Below are 24,227 nucleotides of genomic sequence, written 5' to 3' on the forward strand. Positions count from 1 at the left end.
CAGCCTCCCCTGTGGAGGGAGAAATGGGCCAATTGAACGGCGGATCCCGTGGCCCGCCCCTAAAGGGACGGGATCATGGCGACCACCACGGGCACAATTCCAAGGCAGATGAAGGCCGGCAGGGAGCACAGGCCCAACGGCACCACGAGCCTTACGCCCAGTGCCGCGGCCTTCTTCTCGGCGTCCCGTTGGGCCTGCCTCCGGCGCTGCGCGGCCGCGGCGTACAGCAGCGGGGCCGCGGGCGCCCCCGTCAAGGCCGCAAAGCTCAGGGCGGAATGCAGTTGACCCACCGCTCCCCTGTCGCTCATTCCCTGCCACGAGTGTTCCCAGGAAGCCCCGATTTGGAGTCCGGCCACCACCTGGGAAAGTTCCGTGCGAATCCGTGCCGTGGACACCCCCGCCACCAGCTTCAACGCCCACGGAATGGCCAGGCCGGCGTCCAGGGCCGCGCCCAGCAGTTCCAACAGGAGCGGAACATCCGCGATCCCGCCAGCTGCCTCGGTGGGGCCGCGCCAGCCAAATGCGGGGAATGCGGCCCCCGCCCGTCGGTCGTCTTCCCCCGCGCGGAACCGCGCCGCAGCGGAGCCGGCCGTGCCACCGGACCAACGCGGCGCTGCATCGGCATGCAGGAGGCACCCTGCCGCCAGCGCCAGCATGATGAAAACCCCCAGTGCGGCCATTACCGGCCACTTCCCGGAGCTGGGCGCGCGGCCGCACTAATCAGGTGGTGCGACCACCACCGCCCCGCGGCCACGAGGGCCAAACCGGTTCCCAGGCATGCCCAGCCAAAAGGTCCGCCCAACAAGACCCCGAGCGGGTCCACTCCCATGGCCATGCCCAGTCCAAGCCCCACGAACGGCAGCCAGGCCAGCAGCCGGACCGTTGCGCGGGGACCGGCCAACGCGGTTTTCCGCAGTTCGGCCGTGTCCTCCTCCGTTTCCAGGCGGTCCGCCAGCCGTGCCAGCACGGCGGCCACGGGTGCGCCGCTGACCTCGCACACTTCAAGGCAGGCGGCAAGTTCCAGCCACACCTGCCGCTGCTCCTGCGGAAGTCCGCCGGCACCCCGGCGGCCTCCCCCGGTCTCCGGCCGTCCGGCGCCCTTCCAGCAGGCGGACCTCACCGCTTCCGCCGTGGGCAGGCCCAGGGCGCTCGCGCGCTCCACGGCCCGGATGAGGGCAATGGCCGGATGCCTTTCCAACTCGTCCCCCGGCGTGGCGGGTGGTCCCGGGACCAGCCGGGCAAAGTACCTGTGGCCCTCCCCGCCGGGCCTGCGGCGGGCCGACATCAGCTCGGCGGCAAGGACATCGGCGAGCGCCGCCCACAGCACCGGCCCGTTCCGGCCCGAGGTGAGCAGGGCCGCCAGCTGCCGGGCCAGGCGGGGCATCGATATCTCCTGGCCGCCCCGGCGGACACTCCCCGGCGCGCCAAACGCTGCCCTACCCGGCAGGGGGCCGGCGTCCCGCCGGGACCCGGAACCACCCGCCACGCCGGGCCAGCGGCGCCGTCGAACGGAAAACAACAGGCAGGCGGCCACCGTGAACACGAACACCATCATGACGGCCATGGTTCCCGCCCCGCCGGCGGCAGGGGATCCAGCCCCAGCCGCGCCGCCAGTTCCGGCCAGGCAGGTCCCGCGGACGGCAGCAGGGCGGGCACGCCGCCGCCCGGCGCGCCCGTGTCGGACGGCGGCGCCGGGCGGACCACCAGAGCCGGAATCACGGCAAGCCGCCCTTCCCGGAGGGCCACGACCCCGATTTCGGAGACCAGCCGTCCGCCGATGCCGCGGTCCACGTGGATCACGGCGTCAAGGGCACTGGCCGCCTGGAGCGCCACGGCCTCGATGCTCATTCCGGCGAGCACCCCCAGCGCGGCCAGCCGGGCCGGCACGTCCGCGGCGCTGTTGGCGTGGATGGTTCCGCCGCCGCCGCTGTGGCCCGTGTTCAGCGCCATCAGCAGCTCCCGGACTTCCAGCCCGCGGCATTCCCCCACGATCAGCCGCCCGGGGTTCATGCGCAGAGCCTGGCGCACCAGTTCCTGCAGGTCAACGCTGCCGGCCCCTTCGGCGTTCGCATGCCGCGCCTCCAAGGTCAGGACGTGGGGGTGGGCGGGCTCCAGTTCCGCTGCATCTTCAATCAGGACAAGGCGCTCGGCTGGTTGGCAGAGGCCCAGCAGGGTGGAAAGCAGCGTTGTCTTGCCGGCACCGGTGGCGCCGCTGACCAGGAACCCCAGTCGGCAGCCGATGATGCGCCGCAGCACCTCCGACATGGCGGGGTGCACGCAGCCGGCGGCCTGCAGTTCGGCCAGGGTGAACGACCGGCGCCGCCCAATCCTGATCGAGAGCAGGGTGCCTTTGGAGGAGATGGGCGGCAGCACGGCGTGGACGCGGTATCCCGGGGCGATCTTTACATCCACGCAGGGAGAGCTGTCGTCCAGGCGCCGGCCGCCGGCGGCAATGAGGCGGACGGCCAGGGCGCGCAGGGAAACTTCACTGTCAAAGGCCACGTCCACCGGCTCCGGGCCGGCGCCGCGGTCCAGCCATACCGAGCCCGGGGCATTGACAAAGATGTCCGTAACGTTCGGGTCCAGCGCCAGCGACTGCAGCGGCCCCAGCCCGTTCAGCTCGGCGCTGATCCTGTCCATGGCCACGAGCGAGCCCGAGGCGCCCAGCAGCCGGCCGCTCCCGCTTACCGCAGCCGCCACCCGCAGCTCAGTCACGGGCCCCGATTCGGCCAGCACGGCCTGCCGCACTGACTCGAGCAGGGCGCGGTCAAGCGTCGGCCCGTCCTGCCGCGCCCCTGTCGCGGGACCGGTCGCGGCAACTATTCCGGGACCGGCCTGCCTCCGCGCATCGAACGGGCGCCCGGCCGCGTGCCGGGTCACGGCCCACGCCGCGCGCGACTCGCGGCGCCACGCCTCCCGCGACTCGCGGCGCCATCCTCCGGGATGCCGTCCCCGGCCAGCCAGGCCAGGACCCCGCCCGCCACGCGGCGCACTTTCCGGTGGCGGGCAATGTCCGGAAGCCGACCGGCGTCGAACGCTTCCTCCAGCCCCCTGATCCGCGGCAGGCGGCCCACCAGCGGCACGCCGACGCTGTCGGCGACAAGCCGGGCGTCAACGCCGTCGCGCAGCGGCCCCGCCACGACCAGGCCGACCGGTGCGGCCGGCAGGGATCGGAGCACGCGCTGCGCCGCGGCCGCGGCGCGCAGCCGGCCGGGAACCAGCAGGACGAATCCGTCACAGTGCATGCCAAGCCCCAGCGCCGGCTGTGCCGGCCTGCCGACATCAACCACCACCAGCCCGAAGGCCTCCCTGGCGGCGCGCATGACCTCGGCCTCCGCCTCGGCCTCCGCCGCGGCCGCCGCACCGCCGTCGCCACCGGCATCGCCGGCCGCGCTCCAGGAGAGCAGGGACATTCCGTTTGGCTGCGGAAGCGACGCGGCCAGCTGCTCCGGGTTGATGGCCCCGGACGCCTGCAGGAGGTCGGGCCACCGGAGCCCGGGAACGCTGTCCGCCGCCATGGCCGCATCCAGGTCCCCGCCCCATGGATCCCCATCCACCAGCAGCACGCGCCTGCCCCCGGACGCCGCGTGGCCGGCAATGAGGGCGGACAGCGTTGATGCCCCGGCGCCGCCGCAGCCACCCACGACGCCGACCACCGCCGCGCCGTCGGCAGGGTCCCGCAGACGGGTGAAATAGTTGGCCAGCCACTGGGCCGAATCCGGCAGCACGGCCACCTTGTCCGCGCCAAGCCGGGAGGCCTGCCGCCACATCCGTGCCGCGTCCCCGGTCGGCCCCACCACCACGGTGGGCCCGCGCCAGCCGGGCAGCCCGCCCGCGACATCGCTCCCCATCAGGACCGCCGCAACCTCGCCCCACCTCCCGCCGCTTTGTTCCACGGTTTCAGCAATGACCAGACCGACGGCGGCTGCCGCGCAAACGCGCGCCACCTCGCCGTGGAGCGCGGGCGAGCCGGAAATGACCATCACCGTGGTTTCGGTCCCGGGCAGCCAGCGCGTCCCGGCCTCGCGGGGGACCGGTGCCGCCTGCAGGGCCGTGCCCGCATCCGGCCCGTGGCGGGCATTCATTCGACTGGTCATGAATCCACTGTCCGCCCGCCCCGGACGCCGTTCCAGTGGCGTCCGGCCGAATGGTGACAAAGTGCACGGCCGGCACGGATGTGGAGGAGGCAATCTCGGCCGGGACCGCAGCGGTCCACGGCGTTCCGCCCCGGACCGGCCAAAGAATCGTCCAAATATTCGAATGCGTGTCTAGGCAGTGGAGAATGGAGGAATGTACGCGTTATTGGCCACCGCAGCGGAGCCCGCCGCAGTGAAGCTCCAGCTGTGGACGCCCGACGGCAGCCCCGCAGCGCCCTCCCGGCAGGTGCCGCGCGATTCGCTGGCCGCCCTCGTGCGGACCCTGGAGGCGGAGCACCGGCCCAGATGGGTGTGGGACCGGGCGCAAAATTGGTATCCCGGGCTGCTGGCTTCCGGCACACGGGTGGAACGGTGCCATGACCTGGCCCTGTGCCAGGCGATCCTGCTGCATTCGCAGTTCACGGCGGGCACCGGCTACCGGCAGAGGGCTCGGATCCTGCCGCCGGAGCAGCCGCCGGCCGCCGGCGCCGATGATGCCCAGGGCAGTCTGTTTGACCAGCCCGCCAGGAACCCAGGCTGGGACCTTGACGCCGTGGCTGCGGAACTGGCCGCCCAAAAGGCTGCCATTGCCTCCTCCACACACCCGGCCAGGCTGGCGCTTCTCACCACCGCGGAGTCCGCGTGCTCCCTGGTCGCCGCGGAGATGCAGAATGAAGGCATCCCCTGGCGCACCGATCTGCATAGGAGGCTGTTGGATGAACTGTTGGGCACCGAGCCGCCGGACCATGCCCGGCCACCCAAGCTGGAGGCCCTGGCCGTGGAGCTGCGGGCCGCCCTGGACGCGCCGGCCCTGAACCCGGACTCCCCGCAGGACCTGATGCGGGCCCTGCACCGTGCCGGGATCGAGGCCAAGTCCACCCGCTCCTGGGAACTGCAGGAATTCAAGCATCCCGCCATCGCGCCCCTGCTGGCCTACCGCAAGTTGAGCCGGCTGTTCACCACCAACGGGTGGTCGTGGCTCGAGCAGTGGGTGCGGGACGGCCGCTTCCATTCCGAGTACGTGGTGGGGGGCGTGGTGTCCGGCCGGTGGGCCTCCCGCGGCGGCGGCGCCATGCAGATTCCCAAGCAAATCCGCGGAGCGGCCGTGGCGGACCCCGGCCACAAGCTGATCGTGGCCGACGCCGCCCAGCTTGAGCCGCGGGTGCTGGCCGCCCTGGCACAGGATTCCGCCATGGCGGCCGCCGGCCGGGACAAGGACCTGTACGCCGGCATCGCCGCCCAGGGGTTTGGCGGTGAGCGCGCCCTGGCCAAGGTGGCCCTGCTGGGCGCCATCTACGGGTCGACGTCCGGCGAGTCCGGACGCCTGATGCCCCAGCTGGCGCGCATGTATCCGCAGGCCGTGGGGTTCGTGGAGGACGCCGCCCGTGCCGGTGAACGCGGTGAACAGGTGTCCACGCACCTCGGGCGCAGCACCCCACCGGTTTCCGAGCAGTGGCGGGCCGCCCAGCGCAGCAGCACGGCCGACGAACAGCGCCGGGCCGAGTCGGCGGCGCGGTCGCGCGGGCGCTTCACCCGCAACTTCGTGGTGCAGGGGACGGCGGCCGAATGGGCCTGCTGCTGGCTCGCGGAACTGCGGCGCGGGCTGCGCACCTTGGCGCCCGGTCCTGCCCTGGTGTTCTTCCTGCACGACGAGGTCATGGTGCACTGCCCCGACGCGCTGGTGGAGACCGTGGCCGGGATGGTCCACGAGTCCTCGAGGGCCGCCACCCGGCTGCTGTTTGGCCGGATCCCGCTGGAGTTTCCCGTCAACGTGACAGTCGTGGAGTCCTACGCGGACGCCAAGTGACGCGGCGGCGCGGCGCCCAATCCGCAGCCGCCGGCGCCCCCGCCAGCAAGCGTCGCGGCAACTCAGAGCGGTGCGGGGATCTCCCGTGACGCATCCCACGGGACCGACCAGCCCAGCTCGTCCAGCACGTGCGTGAGGATTCCCGCGGTGAGGCCCCACACCACCACGCCGTTTACCGTGAAGGCGGGGCCCCGGTAGGTCTGCCCGTTGCGGGTCAGGGTGGCCGTGACACGGTTGTCGGGGTCGAGGAGGTCGCGCACGGGGACTCGAAGCACCTGCGCCGATTCGCCGTAGTCCACCACGTCCACCGGCGTCTGCCGCGCCCACCAGCCCAGCACCGGCGTGACCATGAAGTTGGAGACGGGCACCGGCACCTGCGGCAGGACACCCAGCACTTCAACGCCGGACGGGTCCAGACCGGTTTCCTCCTCCGCCTCGCGCAGCGCGGCCGCCACGACGGAATCGTCCGCGGGATCGACCCCGCCGCCGGGAAAGGCCATCTGGCCCGGATGGTCCGTCAGCGTCGCGGCGCGTTCAACGAGCAGCAGGTCCAGGTCCGCGGAGGCAAGCGGCTTGGAGGAAGCGGCCGGCACGTCGTCCAGCGCGCCGAAGAGCAGCAGCACGGCAGCCGGGCGCGCGGTGGTGCGGTCCATGGGCGTATTCCACAGTGCCGCGCGCGCCGCGTGGAACTCGCCGGCGCGGGCCCGTCCTGCCAGCGTCTTCAAGTCCGCGTAGGCGCTCACGGCCCCACGTCCCCCGCCGCGCCGGCGGAAGCCGCGCCGGCGGAAATGGCACCCAGCCCGGTGGCGGCCAGCCCGGTGGCGGCCAGCCGGGCCGAACGCTGGGACTCCTGCCGGTACTCGGCCGCGCGGCCCACGTCGGCCAGCATCCGGGCCAGCAGTTGTTCCTGCCCCGGCGCCAGCTCGTACTTGAGCAGCCTGGCGGCCTTCACGGGGTCCACCTCGCCCTCCCCGTAGGCGGGGCAGAGGTGGGCGACGGGGCACGCACCGCAGGCGGGCTTGCGGGCATGGCAGATACGCCGGCCGTGGAAAACCACACGGTGCGAGACCATGGTCCAGTCCTTGCGTTCAAACAGGGCGGCGACGTCGGCCTCGATGCGCACGGGATCCTCCGACGCGGTCCACCCAAAGCGGCGGGCCAGCCTGATGAAGTGGGTGTCCACGGTGATGCCGGGGATGCCGAAGGCGTTGCCGAGCACCACGTTGGCCGTTTTCCGCCCCACGCCCGGCAGGGTGGTGAGGGCCTGCAGGGAGCCGGGCACCTCGCCGTCGTACTCGTCCACGATCCGCGTGGCCAGGGCGAGCAGGTTGGCCGCCTTGGCGCGGTAAAAGCCGGTCGGCCTGATCAGGGTTTCCAGCTCAAAGGCGGGCGCCTCCGACAGCGCCAGGGCGGTGGGGTAGCGGGCGAACAGCGCCGGGGTGACCGCGTTGACGCGCACGTCAGTGGTCTGAGCGGAGAGCACCGTGGCCACCAGCAGCTCAAACGGGTTCCGAAAATCCAGCTCCGCGTGCGCGTAGGGGTACAGCTCCGCCAGCTCGCGGTTGATCCTGCGCGCACGCCGCTTGAGCGCCAGCGCGGATTCGTTGCCGGCCGGTCTCAAGGCCTACTGGCCCTCCGGCGCCCGCTCGACTCCGACCAGGTCCAGCAGCAGGCCCGTCTTTCCGTGGCTGTCCTGGACCAGGAAGCTGCTTCCGCGGTCCTCGAGGGCCAGTATCCACGACCCTGGCATCAGCTTGAACACGAATTGTCGCGTGTGCTCATCCACCACGTTCTGCGGGCGGTCCACGGCGAACCAGAAGGGGTCGGCCGCCACGGGCGCACCCTGCGGGTGGACGGTGGCGCCGATGCTTTCCCCCGCGGGCGCGGGCTCCACGATCTTCGGGTTCAGCATGGTGGCCGGGGCGCTTTCCTGCGCACCCTGTCCCGGAGGCACGACGCCGGCAGCCGGCTCCGTGCCCCGCGCCGCCTGGGGTTCGTGGGCGTTGGCGGACGCCTGCGCCGGAGCGCCCGGCTCCTGGGCAACCGTTTCATGGGCAACACTTTCATGCGCACTGGTTGCCTGCGTACTGGTTGCATGGACGCCGGTTGCTGCGGGGCCGGCCGTTTCCGGCGCGTCGTCACGGGCGGCGGGCGGCTGTGCCGCCGAGGGCGCGGAGGCTCCGGCGTCCGCGGCGCCGGCCTGCGCCCCGGCAGGGACGGGGGCGACGGCTCCGGCAGCGGCGCCTGCCGCCGGCATGCCGGGGGCGTCACCGGCGGGGGTGAAGATCTGGCCGGCCGGGGTGTGGCCGGGCTCCTGGGAACCCGCGGTCCAGCCCTGGCCCTGGCCCTGGAACTGGCCCGGCTGGCCGGCCCGCTCGCCCGCTGCCCGCGCGCCGGCGGCCCCGCCCTTTGCGCCAACGGCACCGCCCGATCCGGGGCCGGCAGGCAGTGCCAACGCCTGTTTGGGGGCGGCGGGGCGGCGGGCAGCCACCACGGCGTCACGCGCCACCGGGTGGGCCGGGGTCTCGGCCCGGCCGGCAAAGTCGGCTGCGAAAATCGGAATCCAGGGTGCCAGCACGGTGGCGGAAAGCAGGATGAGGGCGCCGATCAGCCCCACCAGGTAGGCCGCCCGGAAATTGGCGACTGTGGCCAGGAAGAAGTAGAAAGTGGCAAAGGCGGCGATGACGGATGCGAACTGGTCCACCGAGAGGGACCCGAAGCGGAGCTTCACTTCCGGGCTCAGCCTGCGGACCACGAACAGCACTCCCACGGCCAGCGGCAGGATCACCCCGATGCCGAGAAAGAACAGCGGGCTCAGGCTCCACAAGTTCCCCGCGAAGCCTGGCCCCATGAGCAGTGGCAGCAGAGATGCCACGAAAATGACCACGACTCCGGCGAGCGCTGCCACGTCACGGACTGTCAACGGGCCAAGGAGGGCTTTGCCCTGGGCCGGGGCCCTGCGTTCGGACGCCACCGCGGTGGTGGGCGCTTCTTGCTCTGTCATGGGGTCACTCCTCGAAGTCACGGTTCTGTTACAGCCTAGTGAACGCGGGTGGACAACACTAGCGGACCACGGCCAAAACTCGCCAAAATCGGCACAGATCGGGACTTGCGACCCTGTCCGCCGCACACGCGCAACCAGGCGGGCAGCCTGCAGTTGGGCGCAGATCCGACCCCGCCGGGCCCTTCGTCCTGTGACGGCAAACACGTTGTGGCACCCGACACGCTACAGTGAATCTTGGAGAAGAACGCGAATGAGCCACGGTGCCGCCACCTGCTTCCCAAGCATCAGCAAGAAAGACTGGATGCAGGGTGCGCGGCACCGCAGAGAAGGAAATGAAGGGGTTTTAGATGTCCGAAGACACCACCACGGCTGGGGCCACCGGCGACGCACTGGAGAATCTCTCCACGGAGAACCGCCACTTCCCGCCCAGTGCCGAATTTGCCGCCAACGCGGTCATCAAGGCCGGCGAATATGAGGCTGCCAACGCGGACCACGCCGCCTACTGGGGCAAGCAGGCCCGCGAGCTCCTGACCTGGTCCAAGCCCTTCACCAAGACCCTTGACTGGACCAACCCGCCGTTCGCCACCTGGTTTGAGGACGGCGAAATCAACGCCGCGTACAACGCCCTGGACCGCCACGTGGAGGCCGGCAACGGCGACCGCGTCGCCATCCATTTTGAGGGCGAGCCCGGCGACACGCGCACCTACACCTACGCCCAGCTGACGGATGAGGTCAAGAAGGCCGCCAACGCCTTTGAAGCGCTGGGCCTGGCCAAGGGCGACCGTGTGGCCGTCTACCTGCCGATGATCCCCGAGGCTGTCATCACCCTGCTGGCCTGCGCCCGCATCGGCGCCATCCACTCCGTGGTCTTTGGCGGCTTCTCCGCGGAGGCCCTGCGCAGCCGCATCGACGACGCCGAGGCCAAGCTGGTCGTCACCGCCGACGGCACGTTCCGCCGCGGCAAGCCCAGTGCCCTCAAGCCGGCCGTGGACGAGGCGCTCACCGCATCCGGGCACTCGGTGGAACACGTCGTCGTGGTCAAGCGCAATGGCGAGGACGTCAACTGGGTCGAGGGCCGCGACAAGTGGTGGGACGACACCGTCGGGGCGGCAGCCTCCGAACACACCGCCGTCGGGCATCCCGCCGAGCATCCGCTGTTCATCCTCTACACCTCCGGCACCACGGGCAAGCCCAAGGGCATCCTGCACACCACGGGCGGCTACCTGACCCAGACGGCCTACACGCACCGCGCCGTGTTCGACCTCCACCCCGAGACGGACGTGTTCTGGTGCACGGCCGACGTCGGATGGGTCACCGGCCACTCCTATGTCACCTATGCGCCGCTCGTCAACGGCGCCACCCAGGTCATGTACGAGGGCACCCCGGACTCCCCGCACCAGGGCCGTTTCTGGGAGATCGTGGAAAAGTACAAGGTCTCCATCCTGTACACGGCCCCCACGGCGATCCGCACGTTCATGAAGTGGGGCGAGGACATTCCCGCCAAGTACGACCTCTCCTCCATCCGCGTGCTCGGCTCCGTGGGCGAACCCATCAACCCCGAGGCCTGGATGTGGTACCGCCGCGTCATCGGCAATGACGTGGCCCCCGTGGTGGACACGTGGTGGCAGACGGAGACCGGCGCCATCATGATCGCCCCGCTGCCGGGCATCACCTCCGCCAAGCCCGGCTCGGCCCAGACCCCGCTGCCCGGCATCGCCGTGGACGTGGTGGACGAGCTCGGCGCGCCCGTGCCGGACGGCCACGGCGGCTACCTGGTGATCCGCGAGCCCTGGCCGGCCATGCTGCGCGGCATTTGGGGCGACAACGAGCGGTACAAGGACACGTACTGGTCCCGCTTCGATGACATGTACTTTGCCGGCGACGGCGCCAAGAAGGACGAGGACGGCGATGTCTGGCTGCTGGGCCGCGTGGACGACGTCATGAACATCTCGGGCCACCGCCTCTCCACCACGGAGATCGAGTCGGCGCTTGTCAGCCACCCCTCCGTCGCGGAGGCCGCCGTCGTCGGTGCCGCCGACGAGACGACGGGCCAGGCCGTCGTGGCGTTTGTGATCCTGCGCGGCTCCGCCGTGGACGATCCGGACATCGTCACCACCCTGCGCAACCACGTGGGGCACGAGATCGGCCCGATCGCCAAGCCCAAGACCATCCTGGTGGTCCCGGAACTGCCCAAGACCCGCTCGGGCAAGATCATGCGCCGCCTGCTCAAGGACATCGCCGAGGGACGCGAGGCCGGCGACTCCTCGACCCTCGCGGACAACACCGTGATGAACCAGATCTCGGACTCCCTGAAGAAGTAGCACGACCCAACTGTGACGCAGTGGTTGCCAATTTTCCGCGGATTCCTGGCAACTGCTGCGCCAGAGTTTTGCTTAGGGGCAGCCGCAGGATCGGCGCAGGACCAGCGTGGACGGGATGACCACGTGCGCGGGCGCCGCCGAATCGTGCAGGCCCACCAGCGCGCTGACCGCGGCCGCGGCCATTTCCCGAACGGGCTGCCTGACGGTGGAGAGCGGGGGCCAGCAATAGGCGGCGTCGGTGGAGCCGTCGAAGGACACAATGGCCATCTCGCCGGGCACCGCGACGCCGGCCTCGTTGAGCGCCCTCAGGATGCCAACGGCCTGCATGTCCGAACTGGCAAAAACCGCCGTGGGACTGGCGGCCGAGGCCAGCAGGCGCTTCCCGGCCGCATAGCCGCCGTCGCGCGTGAACAGGCTGCGGACTATGGGCCCCTCCGGCAGACCGGCCGCGGAGAGCGCGTCGAGCCAGCCCAGTTCGCGGCCGTCCACCTCCCCCGCCACGTTGCTGCCCATGGCCAGGGCGATGCTCGTGTGGCCGTGGCCGATGAGGTGTCCGACGGCGGCCCTTGCCCCGGCGCGGAGGTCGGTGCCAACCGTCGCGAATCCCAGGGCCTCCCGGCTCGCGTTCAGCAGCACCGCCGGAATGTTGGCCGCCTGCAGCTCGGCCAGGTCCGGGTCAAACATGTTGCTGGCCAGCAACACCCCGTCCACCTGCCGGGCGGCCAGGTTGCGGATGTGGGTGCGCTCCTTGCCCATGGTGCCGTCCGAATTGGTCATCAGGACCGCGTATCCCCTGGCGCTGGCTTCTTCTTCAACGGCGTGTGCCAGCTCGGTGAAGAACGGGTTCCTGGTGTCCGGGACAATCAGCCCGAGCAGGCGGCTGGATCCCAGCTTGAGCGCCCGGGCGGCCGCGTTGGGGCGGTATCCCAGCACGGAAATGGCGTCGCGCACGCGGGCCTCGGTGGCCGGTGAAACGTTCTTCGGCCCGGCGTTGACCACGTAGCTGACGACGGCGGCGCTGACTCCCGCGTAGCGGGCCACGTCCTTGCGGGTCACCGTCGTGCGAAGAGCCCGCGCCGCCGAATCAGTCATGGTGCCAATGCTAGCTATATTTCCACCGGGGCTGCGCCAAAGTCGTTGATCGGCAGGCGCTCGCCCCCGCGGAGGGCGGACTCGTGGGCGACGATGCCGGGCAGCGTGAAGCGGGCGGCCACCCAGGCGTTGACCGGCGGCAGCGTGCCGTTCTTCACTGCGCTGACAAAGTCGTCCGCCAGGAAGTGGTGGCTGCCTTCGTGGCCGTTGGGTGCGCCCGCGTATTCGCCGGGCAACCGTGCCACATCGTGCACCGGGGCATGGCCGGACATGAACGCGTCCCTCAGGGCGGGGGCAACATGGGCCAGCGACTCGTCGTCGGCGGACATGGTGGCGTGCGTGGCCAGCTCGGCGGAAATGTCCGTGACGGATTCCTTGTCCTGCCAGACGCTGACTTCGGCCAGCTGCTCCAGGCTCGCCTCCGTGCCGAAGTAGCGGAAGCGGGATTCGCGGATGTGGGAAGGGTAGCCCACGCGCCGCATCTCGTTGATCCGCATGGCGCCGCCGTCGTTGAGTTCAAACAGGGCCGTGGCGTTGGAGAAGTCGTTGTCGAACTGGCTGACGTCCTTGTCGAAGACGCCGTCGCCGCGCTGGTCCTTCACGCCGATGCAGCTGACGCTGACGGCATGCGCGTCGAGGGCGCCCAGGACCCCGCCCACCGAGTGCGTGGGGTAGAGCATGGGAGGGTAGCTTGCCGTGCTCTTCCACTGCTCGCCGCCGCTGTACTGGTACGCCTCGTAAAACCCGAGGTCCATGTCATGGACATAGTCGCCCTCGGCGTAGAAGACCCGGCCGAACGCGCCCGCGGCATGCTTGTCGCGGGCGTAGACGGTGGCGGGGTTGTAAAAGCTGGTTTCCCCCATCATGTAGGTCAGCCCGGTCTGGCGAACGGCGTCAATGATGTGCGCTATCTCTTCCTCCGAGACGGCCATGGGCACGGCGGAATAGACGTGCTTGCCCGCCCTGAGGGCCTGGACGACGAGCGGCCCGTGCGTCCAGCGCTGGGTGAAGATGGCCACGGCGTCGACGTCGGAGGCCAGCATGGCGTCAAAGTCCGCCACCGTGCCGGCCAGGGACAGGCGTTCATTCAGTTCGGCGGCACGTTCCGGCAGGACATCCGTGACGGTGACGGCCGAGACGTCCGGGTGGAGCTTGAAAAGCTTGGCGAACTGGCCGGCAAACTGGCCCGCGCCGACGATGCCGATGGTGACTGACATGGGGATCCCTTCAGGTGACATGGAACACTGGTCAATGAATACTCACACACGAATCTACTCGTGTCAACGGGTCGTCATCTGACAATCCGTTTGTCCCTGCAATCTTCAGAACTGATCCTTGCGCTCCAAAAGTTACTCGTGTAGATTCCAGTTCAGCCTGTTACCCAAATCACATGCGAACGAGGAGCCTGCCAATGGCCACTACCGAAATCCCGGCGCGCAGCCAAGCGGCCGCCCCGGCCCGGGCGCCGCGGAAACGCGGCAAGAGCGACCTCGCCACCGCCCTGGTGTTCATCACCCCGGCCGTGGTGGGGTTCATTGTCTTCTACCTGGTCCCGACCATCCGCGGCCTGTACCTGAGCTTCACCAACTACAACCTTTTTGGATCACCCGTCTGGATCGGCCTCACGAACTACATCAAGATCGTCCAGGACAAGTTGTTCTGGAACGCCATGGCCGTCACGGGCGAGTACGTGGTGCTGAACATCGCGTTCCAGACGGTCTTTGCCTTGGGGCTGGCGCTCCTGATGTACCACGTGGCCAAGTCGACAATCGTGCGCGGCGTCCTGCTGCTGCCCTACCTGGTGGCCAATGTGATCGTCGCGCTCCTGTGGTTCTGGATGCTGGACTACCAGATCGGCATTGTCAACCAGGTGATCGAGTGGCTGGGGCTGCCCCGCGTCGCCTTCTTCGGCAGCGGGACCTGGGCCATCCCCACCATTGCCTTCATCAATGTCTGGCGCCACATGGGCTACACGGCGCTGCTGCTCTTCGCCGGCCTGCAGGCCATCCCCCGCAACGTCTATGAAGTGGCCGCGCTGGACGGGGCGGGCGCGTGGAAGACGTTTTGGAAGATCACCATGCCGCTGCTGCGCCCGGTCATGGTCCTGGTGCTGGTGGTGACCGTCATCGGTTCCTTCCAAATATTTGACACGGTTGCCGTCACGACCAATGGAGGGCCCGTCAACGCCTCCCGCGTCATCCAGCTTTACATCTACCAGAAGGCCTTCACCGAGCAGGACTTCGGCTACGCGTCGGCCCTTTCGGTCATCCTTTTCGCGATCCTCGGGGTCGTGGCATTCCTGCAGATGAAATTCCTGCGCGGCAATGAATCCGAACTGGGATAGGAACACACCATGACAACCACACAACGACTCGACGCCGCGCCGGCCGGCGCCGCCAACGGGGGCACCCGCCGTCGTCCATCCACCGACAGGCGCCCCAGGCGCCCCGTGGGCTGGGGGCGGATCGGCGCCTGGGCGGTCCTGGCGCTCGCCATCCTGGTGACGGTGGTCCCGTTCCTCTGGATGATCCGCACAGCCCTCTCCAGCAACCATTCGCTGGCGGCCAACTCCGCAAGCCTGCTGCCGGCGGACTTCAGCTGGGGCGCGTTCAAGCGGGTCTTCGGCATGCAGAGCCCCGAGGAGGCGCTGGCCCAGGGCGGCTCGGGCGCGGCCATCAACTTCTGGCTGTACCTGCGCAATTCCTTCATTGTCTCCACCATGGTCACGGTGGCCCAGGTGTTCTTCAGCGCGCTTGCGGCCTACGCCTTTGCCAGGCTGCAGTGGCCGGGCCGGGACAAGGTGTTCTCGTTGTTCCTGGCCACCCTGCTGGTGCCGCCAATCTTCACCGCCCTGCCCAATTTCCTGCTGATCAAGAACCTGGGCCTGCTCAACACCTTCCTCGGCATCGCGCTGCCCACCATGCTCATGACCCCGTTTGCCATCTTCTTTCTGCGGCAGTTCTTCCTCGGCATGTCGCGGGAGATGGAGGAAGCGGCAAAGTTGGACGGCGCCAGCCACCTGCGCATCTTCTTCCAGATCGTGGCCCCGAACGCCGTGGGCCCCATCGCCACGCTGTCCCTGCTGACCTTCATCGCGGCCTGGAACGACTACTTCTGGCCCCTGCTGGTGGGCCAGGAGGACAAGGTGCGGGTCCTGACTGTCGGGCTGAGCGTCTTCAAGTCCCAGTCGCCCCAGGGCGCGCCGGACTGGAGCGGGCTCATGGCAGCCACGCTCGTCGCCGCCCTGCCCATCCTGATCCTGTTCCTCGCCTTCGGCAAGAAGGTTGTCAACTCCATCGGATTTTCCGGCATCAAATAACCCCCGCCCCGCCCCACGAAAGGCACACCATGAAAAAACCCCTCGCCACCGCCGCCGCCCTGGCCGCCGTTGCCCTGTCCCTGTCCGCCTGCGGAGGCGGCACGCCGGCCTCCTCCGCCGGCGAGATCAACTACTGGCTGTGGGACGCCAACCAGCTGCCCGCCTACCAGCAGTGCGCCACGGACTTCCACGCCGCCAACCCGGAGCTGACGGTCAAGATCACCCAGCGCGGCTGGGACGACTACTGGTCCACCCTGACCAATTCGTTCGTCGCCGGCACGGCCCCGGACGTCTTCACCGACCACCTCTCGAAGTTCCCGGACTTCGTGGCCAGGCACCAGCTCCTGCCACTGGACGACGCCGTCAAAAACGACAAAATCGATACCAAGCAGTTCATCCCCGGACTGGCCGACCTGTGGGTGGGGCAGGACGGCAAGCGCTACGGCCTGCCCAAGGACTGGGACACCGTGGGCTTGTTCTACAACAAGTCAATGACCAAGGCCGCGGGCCTCTCCGATGCGCACATGGCCCAGCTCAGCTGGAACCCGGACGACGGCGGCACGTACGAAAAGGCCATCGCCCACCTCACTGTGGACAAGAACGGCAAGCGCGGCGACGAGGCCGGCTTCGACAAAACCAAGGTGGCCGTTTACGGACTGGGCCTGGCGGGCAGCGGCTCGGGCCAGGGGCAGACCGAGTGGAGCTTCCTCACCGGCACCACCGGCTGGACCCACACGGACAAGAACCCCTGGGGCTCCAAGTACAACTACGACGACCCCAAGTTCCAGAAAACCATCGCCTGGTGGGCATCGCTGGCCGACAAGGGCTACATGCCGAGGCTGGAAACCACCGTGGGCGCCTCCGTTGCCGACACCTTTGGCGCAGGAAAGGCCGCCATCAACACCAATGGCGACTGGATGATCGGGCAGTATTCCGGCTACAAGGGCGTCCAGGTGGGCATCGCACCAACGCCCACCGGCGTGGACGGCAAGCGGTCCAGCATGTTCAACGGCCTGGCGGATTCCATCTCCGCAGCCACGAAGAACCCGGCCGGGGCCACCAAGTGGGTCGAATACCTTGCTTCGCCGCAGTGCCAGGACGTTGTGGCAGGCAAGGCCGTGGTGTTCCCCGCCATCAAGTCCTCCTCGGAACTCGCCGCCAAGGCCTTCGCGGCCAAGGGCACCGACGTCAGCGCATTCACCCAGCAGGTCAAGGACGGGACCACCTTCCTGTTCCCGATCACCGACAACGCGGCGAAAATCGATGCCATCATGAAGCCGGCCATGGACGCCGTCGTCTCGGGCAAGGCCCCGGCCAGCTCGCTGACGGACGCAAACAGCCAGGTGAACGCATTGTTTGCGAAATAACAGTTCACTAAACACCACCCCCCCCGCCGGAACCCCGCGGCCGCCGCCCGGCCCCGGGAGGCGGCCCCGCGGTTCCGGGCCGTCACATTGGCCCGCGGCGCTGTCACGTGCCGTTTCCCGCGTCCCGGCGGGGGTGCCGGCAGGCGCGGATGTGGCGGCGTGCGCTCCGCGCCACCACACAGGGAAAGCCTTTACCCGCCGCAGAACTTCCACGGCAGCTTCACGCCGCGCCTCAATCGTGATCGAAAATTTTTCTTTTTGAGTCTTGACGTTCGTTTTTGACAGTTTATGATTGCTTCATGTGATCCACTTCACAGGCCTGTGTTTTTCAAGGGAGAAATCATGTCAATCCACGAAGACCGGCCCGCCAACGGAACCTTCCGGCCGGGCCTTGACCGCCGCACACTTTTGAAGACCCTCGGCGTCGGCGCCGTGGGCGTCGCCGGCATCCCGCTGCTGGCCGCCTGCACGGGCGGCAGCGGCCCGGGCGCCACGCCTTCCGCCTCAACGTCGCTGACCTTCGGGTCCGGCTCCTCCGACGACGTCCCCAAAGCCGCCTACAAGGCCGTGACCGACGCGTTCACGGCGAAGACCAAGATCAAGGTCACCACCAACGTGGTGCCCCACAACGATTTCCAGAACAAGATCTCCACCTACCTCCAGGGCAGCCCGGACGACGCCTTCACCTGGTTCGCCGGGTACCGCATGCAGTACTACGCCGGCAAGGGGCTCCTGGCCCCCATCGACGACGTCTGGGCCAAGGTTGGCGCCAACTACTCCGACGCCATGAAGAAGGCCTCCACCGGCCCCGACGGCAAGATGTACTTTGTGCCCAACTACAACTACCCCTGGGGCTTCTTCTACCGCAAGAGCGTCTGGGCCGAAAAGGGCTACGCCGTCCCCACCACCTTCGATGCGCTCAAGACCCTGTGCGCCAAGATGAAGTCCGACGGGCTGATCCCGATTGAATTTGCGGACAAGGACGGCTGGCCGGCCATGGGCACGTTCGACTACATCAACATGCGCCTCAACGGCTACCAGTTCCACATGGACCTGACCGCGCACAAGGAGTCCTGGGACCAGAAGAAGGTCAGCGACGTCTTTGACACCTGGAAGGCCCTGCTGCCGTACCAAAACCCGGCCGCCCTGGGCATGACCTGGCAGGATGCGGCCATCAACATGGGCAGGAAGAAGTCCGGCATGTACCTGCTCGGCTCCTTTGTCACCCAGCAGTACACGGACAAGACCATCCTGGACGACATCGACTTCTTCGCGTTCCCCGAAATCGCCATGGAAGGCCAGGACGCCGTGGAGGCCCCCATCGACGGCCTGCTGCTGTCCAAGAAGGGCGGCAACAACCAGGCCGCCCGGGACTTCCTGGCGTTCATGGGCACCCCGGAAGGACAGGACGCCTACGCGAAGGTGGACCCCTCCAACATCGCCACCGCCAAGGGCGCGGACACCTCCACGTTCAGCCCGCTCACCAAAAAGTGCGCCGAGACCATCGCCAACGCCAAGAGCATCAGCCAGTTCTTTGACCGCGACGCCCTGCCGGCCATGGCGAACAACGTCATGATCCCGGCGCTGCAGGGCTTCATCAAGGACGGCACCGTGGACGTCAAGAACCTCGAATCCCAGGCCAAGGCGCTGTACGCCGCCCAGTGACGCGAGCCGGTGGCGGCGCCCCGCCGCCACCGGACACCCGCTGCAACAAGCAGCCGCCCCACAATGCATCCGCCGCCAGAAAACGAGTCTTCCACCATGACCACGCCAACCGAGCTTTCCGAACCAGCCGCCCCCGGCTCGCGGGCCGGCCACACTGCAGCAGCGCGCCCGCGCAAGCCGGGCCGCGTCAGGCGCCTCTCCAAACGGGACAAGGTGGTCCTGGGCATCATGGTGGGCATCCCGACCCTGGTGCAGCTGGCCTTTGTCTGGATTCCCACGCTGCTGTCCGTCCTCCTGTCCTTCACCCGGTGGAACGGCCTGGCCCTGTCCGACATCCGTGCCGCGGGGCTCGCCAACTACAGCTACGTCTTCACGGACAACCCGGCCTTTTGGCCCGCCGTCCAGCACAACATCCTGTGGCTGCTGTTCCTGGCCGTCATCGCCACCCCGCTGGGCCTGCTGCTGGCCGTGCTGCTGGACCAGCAGATCCGCGGCAGCAAGATCTACCAAAGCATCTTCTTTGTCCCGGTCATGCTGTCCCTGGCCCTCGTGGGCATCATCTGGCAGCTGTTCTACCAAAAGGACAACGGGCTGCTGAACTTCCTCCTCGGCACGGCCGGCACGCCGCAGGCCGTGGACTGGTTCGGCAACTCCAGCGTCAACATTTGGGCGGCGCTGGTCGCCGCCACGTGGCGCCATGCCGGCTACGTCATGATCCTCTACCTGGCCGGGCTGAAGGGCGTGGACGCCTCCCTGAAGGAGGCAGCCTCCCTGGACGGGGCCAATGCCACGCAGACGTTCTTCCGGATCGTCTTTCCCGCCATGGCCCCCATCAACATCGTCATCGTGGTGATCACCATCATCGAGTCCCTGAGGGCGTTTGACGTCGTCTGGGTCATCAACAAGGGCACCAACGGCCTGGAACTCATCAGCGCCCTGGTCATCACCTACCTGATCGGCGAGGGGCAGTCCATCGGCATCGGCTCGGCCTTCGCCGTCATCCTGCTCGTCATCTCCCTGGTGCCGATCACCATCTACCTGTCCCGCACCTTCCGGAAGGAGAAGTTCTGATGTCTGCTTCCACCACCGCCCGCCGGGCCCGGCCCGCCAAGACCGGCGCAGGCCACGGCCGCAGCCGCCCGCACTACGGCACCCACATCTTCCTGACGGTGATGGCCGTCATGTGGATGATCCCCCTGGGCTGGGCCCTCTTCACGGCCCTGCGCCCCAAGGCGGACACGGACAAGTACGGCTACTTCAGCCTGGGCGGCGCGTTCAACTTCGACAACTTTGCGCAGGCCTGGACCCAGGGCGGCTTCCCGCGCTACTTCATGAACTCGCTCATCATCACCGTCCCCACCATCATTCTGGTGCTCTTGTGCAGTTCCATGATGGCCTTCGCCGTCAGCCGCGTGAACTGGAAGTTCAACATCACCTTGCTGATCATGTTCACGGCCGGAAACCTGCTCCCGCCCCAGGTCCTGGCCACGCCGCTGTTTGAGATGTTCAAGCTCATCCAGCTGCCGTACTGGTTCAGCGATTCCGGCAGCCTGCTCAACACCTACATCTCGGTCATCATTGCCAACACCGCGTTCCAGATCGGCTTCTGCACCTTTGTGCTCTCCAACTACATGAAGGCGCTGTCCGCGGACCTGACGGAGGCCGCCCTGGTGGACGGGGCCGGAATCTGGCGCCAGTACGTCTCCATCATCATGCCGCTGTGCAGGCCGGCCATCGCCGCCCTGGCCACGCTGGAGCTGATCTTCATCTACAACGACTACTTCTGGCCGCTGCTCTTCATCCAAAGCGGCGACCGGCTGCCTGTCACCACGGCCATCAACAACCTGCAGGGGACGTTCCTGTCCAACTACAACCTCCTCGCCGCCGGGGCGACCATCACGGTCATTCCCACCCTGGTCATCTACCTGGCGCTGCAGCGCCAGTTCGTGGCGGGCCTGACACTGGGCTCCAGCAAGGGGTGAGCGTCCACGTGAGGACCGAGAAACAGATGAAAACCGCCAAGGGCGATCCCGTCCCGCGCACGGAGCGCACGGAGGACGTGCCCATGCTGGCCGACGCCAGGCGCACGGCCATCGTGGCCACCGTCGCCCGGGAACGCGTGGTGCGGGTCTCCGACCTGGCCGAGCAGTTCGGCGTCTCCCTGGTCACCGTCCGCCGCGACATCGAGGCCCTGGACGACGCCGGACTGGTCCAGAAGATCCATGGCGGCGCCAAGGTGCCCGGGGGCGCCGGGACGCACGAGCCCGGCTTTGAGCTCAAGTCCACGCTGGGAACGCTGGAAAAGCAGGCCATCGCCAAGGAAGCCGTGCTGCTGGTCAGGGACGGGATGGCGATCGGGCTCAGCGCCGGCACCACCACCTGGGCCCTCGCCAAGGAACTGAGCTCGCGGGCGAACCTCACCGTGGTGACCAACTCGGTCAAGATCGCGGACGTCTTCCAGGAGGCGGCCTCCAGGGTGTCGGTCATCCTCACGGGGGGCGAGCGGACGCCGTCGGACGCCCTGGTGGGGCCCATCGCCACGCAGTCCGTCCGCTCGCTGCACCTGGACGTGCTGTTCCTGGGCGTGCACGGCGTGGACCAGGACGCCGGCTTCACCACCCCCAACCTGCTCGAGGCCGAGATGGACCGGGCCCTGATCGATGCGGCCCGCAGGGTGGTGGTGCTGGCGGACCACAGCAAGTGGGGCACCGTGGGCATCAGCACCATCGCCGCCATGGAGGAGGTGGACGAGGTCATCAGCGACGACCAGCTGGGCCACGAGGCGCAGCGCGTGTTGCGTGAACGCGTCGGCAGCCTGCGCCTGGTCCGCACCACCGCCCACCCCCTGGCCTCTTAGCCCCACCCAAAAACCGACAGGAAACACTCGTGCCATCCATATACCTGCGCCACGGCCGGACATCGCTCGTCATCGGGCTCGACGGCGCCTCCCCCCAGCTCCTGCACTGGGGCGCGGACCTCGGCCCCGAGCTGCCGGAACTGGGGATCCTGTCCGACGCCGTCCCCCCGTCCGCGCTGGACACTCCCGTTGAGCTGGGACTTCTTCCGCAGGCCTCGGCCGGCTGGCGGGGGCGCCCCGGACTGCGCGGGCACCGCGTTGCCGACGGCCGGCCGGGGGCGGGTTTCTCGCCGCTGCTGCGCCTGGCCGACTGGTTCCAGCACGGTGCCGAGGCCCGGATCGAGCAAATGGACGAGGACCTTGGCCTGTCCGTGGTGACCACCGTGAAACTGCACGACGGCGGCCTGTTGGAGCTCCGGCACGAGGTGGAGAACCGCGGCGGCACCGGCTTTGCCCTGGACGAGCTGTCCGTGGTGCTCCCCGTGGGGCGGGACGGCACCGAGATCCTGGACCTCACCGGCAGGTGGTGCCGGGAACGCCACCCGCAGCGCCGTCCGGTTGCCCAGGGCACGTGGGTGCGCAGCGGCCGCCACGGGCGGACCGGCCACGACTCCTCCCTGCTGATGGCGGTGGGCACGCCCGGCTTCGGCAACCGGCACGGCAAGGTGTGGGCAGGCCACTTTGGCTGGAGCGGGGACCACGAACAGTTCGTGGACGCCGTGGCGGACGGGCGCACCGTGATGGGCGCCGCGGAACTGCTGGGCTCCGGCGAGGTGGTGCTGGCGCCCCGGGAACGGTACGTGACGCCGCCGTACTTTGCGGCCTACTCGGACCACGGCCTGGACGGCATCTCCGAGGCGTTTCACGACTGGTTCCGGACCCGCGGCCACCACCCGTCCACGCCCCGCCCCGTTGTCCTGAACGTCTGGGAGGCCGTCTACTTCAACCACGACCTGGGGGTGCTGACCGAGCTGGCCGATTCCGCCGCGGAGCTGGGAGTGGAGCGGTTCGTGCTCGACGACGGCTGGTTCCGCCACCGCCGCGACGACCACGCCGGCCTGGGCGACTGGTATGTGGATCCGGGCCTGTGGCCGGACGGCCTGCACCCCCTCGTGGAGGCCGTCACGTCCCGCGGCATGCAGTTTGGGCTGTGGGTGGAGCCGGAGATGGTCAACGTCGATTCCGACGTGGCCCGTGCCCACCCGGACTGGCTTGCCGGCCCCGTGGCCAGGCACGACGCCGGGTCCCGGCTGCCGCTGCCGTGGCGCCACCAGCAGGTGCTGGACCTGGCGAACCCGGAGGCCTGGCAGTACATTTTCGACCGCCTCGACGCCCTGCTGGACGAATACGCCATCAGCTACCTCAAATGGGACCAGAACCGGGACCTGGCCGAGCTGGGCCACGAAGGCCGCCCCGGCGTGCACCGGCAGACCCTGGCCGTGTACCGGCTGCTGGACGCCCTGAAGGCCGCGCACCCCGGCCTGGAGATTGAAAGCTGCTCCTCCGGAGGTGCCCGCGCGGACCTGGGCATCCTGGAGCGGACGGACCGGATCTGGGCCTCGGACTGCAACGACGCGCTGGAACGGCAGGTCATCCAGCGCTGGACCGGGCTGGTGGTGCCGCCGGAGCTCATGGGCTCGCACATCGGCCCCACCACCTCGCACACCACTGGCCGCACGCACGACCTCTCCTTCCGCGCCATCACGGCCCTGTTCGGCCACTTCGGCCTGGAATGGGACATCCGCCAGGTGCGGGGCGCCGCACGCGGGGAGCTGCGCGGCGCCATCGAGCTGTACAAGAAGCACCGCGGGCTCATCCACACCGGCACCATGGTGCGGGCCGACGTGCCGGATCCCTCCCTCATGCTGCACGGCGTGGTGGCCGGGGACGGCACCCGGGCGCTGTTCGCGCTCGCGGCGGTGACGACGTCGTACGCGGAGCAGCCGGGACGGGTGGGAATACCGGGGCTCTCCCCGGACACGCTTTACCGGGTGCAGCTGTGCTACCCGGGCCCGGACGCGGCCGGCGCCACGTTTGTGCAGGCGGCGGCGCCGGCGTGGGTGGCCGGCGGGGCCGTGGCGTCCGGGCGCTTCCTGGCCGAGGTGGGGCTGCCCATGCCCGTGCTGAACCCGGAGCATGCCATCCTGCTGGAGGTCACGGCGAGCTGATGGGGCTGCGCGGCGGCTTCCGGGGAACCTCCGGCGGCGCCGCGGCACGCAGCAGGGTATCCGCCTGGCGCAGGAGGGAGTCGTGGCCGGGCACGCCTTCTTCAGGCACGCCTTCCCCGGGCGCAGCTGCTTCGGGAGCCACCTGCCGGCGCGCCGCAGCCGGGCCAAGCGAGGCCTTGACGCTGCGGGCAATCTCGTCGAACAGTTCCGCGTCCTGGCGGGTTGCCAGCTTGCTGGTCTTGAGGCTGGTCAGGACGATCAGCCCGGCCAGCCGGCGGCCGCCGCCCGGCTCCAGCGCGGCGTCGATGGCCCACTGCGCCCGCGCCCACCACTGGTCGCGCCGGTCGGCGTCCAGCGCCCGCCGGTAGCTCAGGTACGCCACCAGGGCAGTGACAAACACGCCGGTGAGGGAGATGACGGGCAGCCAGCCCTGGCCCCAGCCTCCCAGGCTGGCGACAATCCGCCCCCACCACATGTCCATAGCCGCATCC

Annotated in this window: 20 protein-coding genes; 10 read left to right on the forward strand and 10 right to left on the reverse strand. The window is 69.0% G+C overall.

The annotated features are described in order from the left end of the window. Positions 1–59 precede the first annotated feature (59 nt). From G6034_RS01050 to ssd, 4 genes are read right to left on the reverse strand one after another with little or no spacing between them, the layout of a single operon-like run. A complete protein-coding gene (locus G6034_RS01050; protein ID WP_176633237.1) occupies positions 60–680 on the reverse strand; it encodes a type II secretion system F family protein in 621 nt (206 codons plus the stop codon). Beyond that, on the reverse strand, positions 680–1,564 hold the full coding sequence (locus tag G6034_RS01055) for a type II secretion system F family protein (RefSeq protein WP_176633238.1): 885 nt from the start codon (positions 1,562–1,564) through the stop codon (positions 680–682). The genes G6034_RS01050 and G6034_RS01055 overlap by 1 nt, the downstream gene beginning before the upstream one ends. Further along, positions 1,552–2,823, reverse strand: a complete 1,272-nt coding sequence (locus G6034_RS01060) for a TadA family conjugal transfer-associated ATPase (RefSeq protein WP_343037892.1) — start codon at positions 2,821–2,823, stop codon at positions 1,552–1,554. Before G6034_RS01060 ends, G6034_RS01055 begins: the two co-directional genes overlap by 13 nt. A 53-nt stretch (positions 2,824–2,876) precedes the next feature. Next, positions 2,877–4,097: a septum site-determining protein Ssd gene (gene ssd / locus G6034_RS01065; protein ID WP_176633239.1), complete on the reverse strand. Its 1,221-nt coding sequence runs from the start codon at positions 4,095–4,097 to the stop codon at positions 2,877–2,879. A gap of 193 nt (positions 4,098–4,290) precedes the next feature. Here ssd and G6034_RS01070 point away from each other — a divergent pair, with 193 nt between their 5' ends. Beyond that, a complete protein-coding gene (locus G6034_RS01070; RefSeq protein ID WP_176633240.1) occupies positions 4,291–5,943 on the forward strand; it encodes a bifunctional 3'-5' exonuclease/DNA polymerase in 1,653 nt (550 codons plus the stop codon). 62 nt (positions 5,944–6,005) lie between these two features. On the opposite strand, the gene G6034_RS01075 is transcribed toward G6034_RS01070, so the two are convergent. From G6034_RS01075 to G6034_RS01085, 3 genes are read right to left on the reverse strand one after another with little or no spacing between them, the layout of a single operon-like run. Further along, positions 6,006–6,686: an NUDIX hydrolase gene (locus G6034_RS01075; protein ID WP_343037887.1), complete on the reverse strand. Its 681-nt coding sequence runs from the start codon at positions 6,684–6,686 to the stop codon at positions 6,006–6,008. Continuing rightward, positions 6,683–7,564 (reverse strand): endonuclease III, encoded by an 882-nt coding sequence (gene nth, locus G6034_RS01080; RefSeq protein WP_176633241.1) that lies wholly within the window; start codon positions 7,562–7,564, stop codon positions 6,683–6,685. The genes G6034_RS01075 and nth overlap by 4 nt, the downstream gene beginning before the upstream one ends. Positions 7,565–7,567: 3 nt before the next feature. Then, entirely contained in the window at positions 7,568–8,947 is a 1,380-nt protein-coding gene (locus tag G6034_RS01085; RefSeq protein ID WP_176633242.1) for a hypothetical protein, read from the reverse strand. A gap of 347 nt (positions 8,948–9,294) precedes the next feature. On the opposite strand from G6034_RS01085, the gene acs reads away from it, so the two are divergent. After that, entirely contained in the window at positions 9,295–11,268 is a 1,974-nt protein-coding gene (gene acs, locus G6034_RS01090) for an acetate--CoA ligase (RefSeq protein ID WP_176633243.1), read from the forward strand. 72 nt (positions 11,269–11,340) lie between these two features. Here acs and G6034_RS01095 read toward each other — a convergent pair whose 3' ends face one another. Both G6034_RS01095 and G6034_RS01100 read right to left on the reverse strand, forming a co-directional pair. Beyond that, positions 11,341–12,360, reverse strand: a complete 1,020-nt coding sequence (locus G6034_RS01095) for a LacI family DNA-binding transcriptional regulator (protein ID WP_176633244.1) — start codon at positions 12,358–12,360, stop codon at positions 11,341–11,343. A gap of 14 nt (positions 12,361–12,374) precedes the next feature. Further along, positions 12,375–13,577, reverse strand: coding sequence for a Gfo/Idh/MocA family protein (locus G6034_RS01100; protein ID WP_176633245.1), 1,203 nt, complete (start codon positions 13,575–13,577; stop codon positions 12,375–12,377). Between the two features lie 194 nt (positions 13,578–13,771). Here G6034_RS01100 and G6034_RS01105 point away from each other — a divergent pair, with 194 nt between their 5' ends. The 8 genes from G6034_RS01105 to G6034_RS01140 all read left to right on the forward strand — a co-directional run bounded on the left by G6034_RS01105 (position 13,772) and on the right by G6034_RS01140 (position 23,736). Further along, positions 13,772–14,704, forward strand: coding sequence for a carbohydrate ABC transporter permease (locus G6034_RS01105; RefSeq protein ID WP_246295189.1), 933 nt, complete (start codon positions 13,772–13,774; stop codon positions 14,702–14,704). A 9-nt stretch (positions 14,705–14,713) separates the two neighbouring features. After that, a complete protein-coding gene (locus G6034_RS01110; protein ID WP_176633247.1) occupies positions 14,714–15,679 on the forward strand; it encodes a carbohydrate ABC transporter permease in 966 nt (321 codons plus the stop codon). 29 nt (positions 15,680–15,708) lie between these two features. Then, on the forward strand, positions 15,709–17,046 hold the full coding sequence (locus tag G6034_RS01115; protein WP_176633248.1) for an ABC transporter substrate-binding protein: 1,338 nt from the start codon (positions 15,709–15,711) through the stop codon (positions 17,044–17,046). Between the two features lie 342 nt (positions 17,047–17,388). Beyond that, positions 17,389–18,711, forward strand: coding sequence for an ABC transporter substrate-binding protein (locus G6034_RS01120; protein WP_176633249.1), 1,323 nt, complete (start codon positions 17,389–17,391; stop codon positions 18,709–18,711). A gap of 96 nt (positions 18,712–18,807) precedes the next feature. Next, a complete protein-coding gene (locus G6034_RS01125; RefSeq protein WP_176633250.1) occupies positions 18,808–19,782 on the forward strand; it encodes a carbohydrate ABC transporter permease in 975 nt (324 codons plus the stop codon). Next, positions 19,782–20,693, forward strand: a complete 912-nt coding sequence (locus G6034_RS01130) for a carbohydrate ABC transporter permease (protein ID WP_176633251.1) — start codon at positions 19,782–19,784, stop codon at positions 20,691–20,693. The genes G6034_RS01125 and G6034_RS01130 overlap by 1 nt, the downstream gene beginning before the upstream one ends. A gap of 83 nt (positions 20,694–20,776) precedes the next feature. After that, a complete protein-coding gene (locus tag G6034_RS01135) occupies positions 20,777–21,568 on the forward strand; it encodes a DeoR/GlpR family DNA-binding transcription regulator (protein WP_176633380.1) in 792 nt (263 codons plus the stop codon). Between the two features lie 29 nt (positions 21,569–21,597). Continuing rightward, positions 21,598–23,736 (forward strand): alpha-galactosidase, encoded by a 2,139-nt coding sequence (locus G6034_RS01140; protein WP_176633252.1) that lies wholly within the window; start codon positions 21,598–21,600, stop codon positions 23,734–23,736. On the opposite strand, the gene G6034_RS01145 is transcribed toward G6034_RS01140, so the two are convergent. Continuing rightward, positions 23,723–24,217, reverse strand: a complete 495-nt coding sequence (locus G6034_RS01145) for a hypothetical protein (RefSeq protein WP_176633253.1) — start codon at positions 24,215–24,217, stop codon at positions 23,723–23,725. The genes G6034_RS01140 and G6034_RS01145 overlap by 14 nt on opposite strands. Positions 24,218–24,227 lie beyond the last annotated feature (10 nt).

Origin of the sequence: Arthrobacter wenxiniae, from assembly GCF_013376105.1 — a bacterium.
GTDB lineage: Bacteria > Actinomycetota > Actinomycetes > Actinomycetales > Micrococcaceae > Specibacter > Specibacter wenxiniae.

What these genes read in the sequence shown, in the direction of transcription:
- G6034_RS01145 (WP_176633253.1), bottom strand. Translation starts at nt 24,217, where the DNA reads ATGGACATGTGGTGGGGGCGGATTGTCGCCAGCCTGGGAGGCTGGGGC.
- G6034_RS01100 (WP_176633245.1), bottom strand. Translation starts at nt 13,577, where the DNA reads ATGTCAGTCACCATCGGCATCGTCGGCGCGGGCCAGTTTGCCGGCCAG.
- G6034_RS01055 (WP_176633238.1), bottom strand. Translation starts at nt 1,564, where the DNA reads ATGGCCGTCATGATGGTGTTCGTGTTCACGGTGGCCGCCTGCCTGTTG.
- ssd (WP_176633239.1), bottom strand. Translation starts at nt 4,097, where the DNA reads ATGACCAGTCGAATGAATGCCCGCCACGGGCCGGATGCGGGCACGGCC.
- G6034_RS01110 (WP_176633247.1), top strand. Translation starts at nt 14,714, where the DNA reads ATGACAACCACACAACGACTCGACGCCGCGCCGGCCGGCGCCGCCAAC.
- acs (WP_176633243.1), top strand. Translation starts at nt 9,295, where the DNA reads ATGTCCGAAGACACCACCACGGCTGGGGCCACCGGCGACGCACTGGAG.
- G6034_RS01105 (WP_246295189.1), top strand. Translation starts at nt 13,772, where the DNA reads ATGGCCACTACCGAAATCCCGGCGCGCAGCCAAGCGGCCGCCCCGGCC.
- G6034_RS01050 (WP_176633237.1), bottom strand. Translation starts at nt 680, where the DNA reads ATGGCCGCACTGGGGGTTTTCATCATGCTGGCGCTGGCGGCAGGGTGC.
- G6034_RS01085 (WP_176633242.1), bottom strand. Translation starts at nt 8,947, where the DNA reads ATGACAGAGCAAGAAGCGCCCACCACCGCGGTGGCGTCCGAACGCAGG.
- G6034_RS01130 (WP_176633251.1), top strand. Translation starts at nt 19,782, where the DNA reads ATGTCTGCTTCCACCACCGCCCGCCGGGCCCGGCCCGCCAAGACCGGC.
- G6034_RS01135 (WP_176633380.1), top strand. Translation starts at nt 20,777, where the DNA reads ATGCTGGCCGACGCCAGGCGCACGGCCATCGTGGCCACCGTCGCCCGG.
- G6034_RS01120 (WP_176633249.1), top strand. Translation starts at nt 17,389, where the DNA reads ATGTCAATCCACGAAGACCGGCCCGCCAACGGAACCTTCCGGCCGGGC.
- G6034_RS01095 (WP_176633244.1), bottom strand. Translation starts at nt 12,360, where the DNA reads ATGACTGATTCGGCGGCGCGGGCTCTTCGCACGACGGTGACCCGCAAG.
- G6034_RS01070 (WP_176633240.1), top strand. Translation starts at nt 4,291, where the DNA reads ATGTACGCGTTATTGGCCACCGCAGCGGAGCCCGCCGCAGTGAAGCTC.
- G6034_RS01115 (WP_176633248.1), top strand. Translation starts at nt 15,709, where the DNA reads ATGAAAAAACCCCTCGCCACCGCCGCCGCCCTGGCCGCCGTTGCCCTG.
- G6034_RS01125 (WP_176633250.1), top strand. Translation starts at nt 18,808, where the DNA reads ATGACCACGCCAACCGAGCTTTCCGAACCAGCCGCCCCCGGCTCGCGG.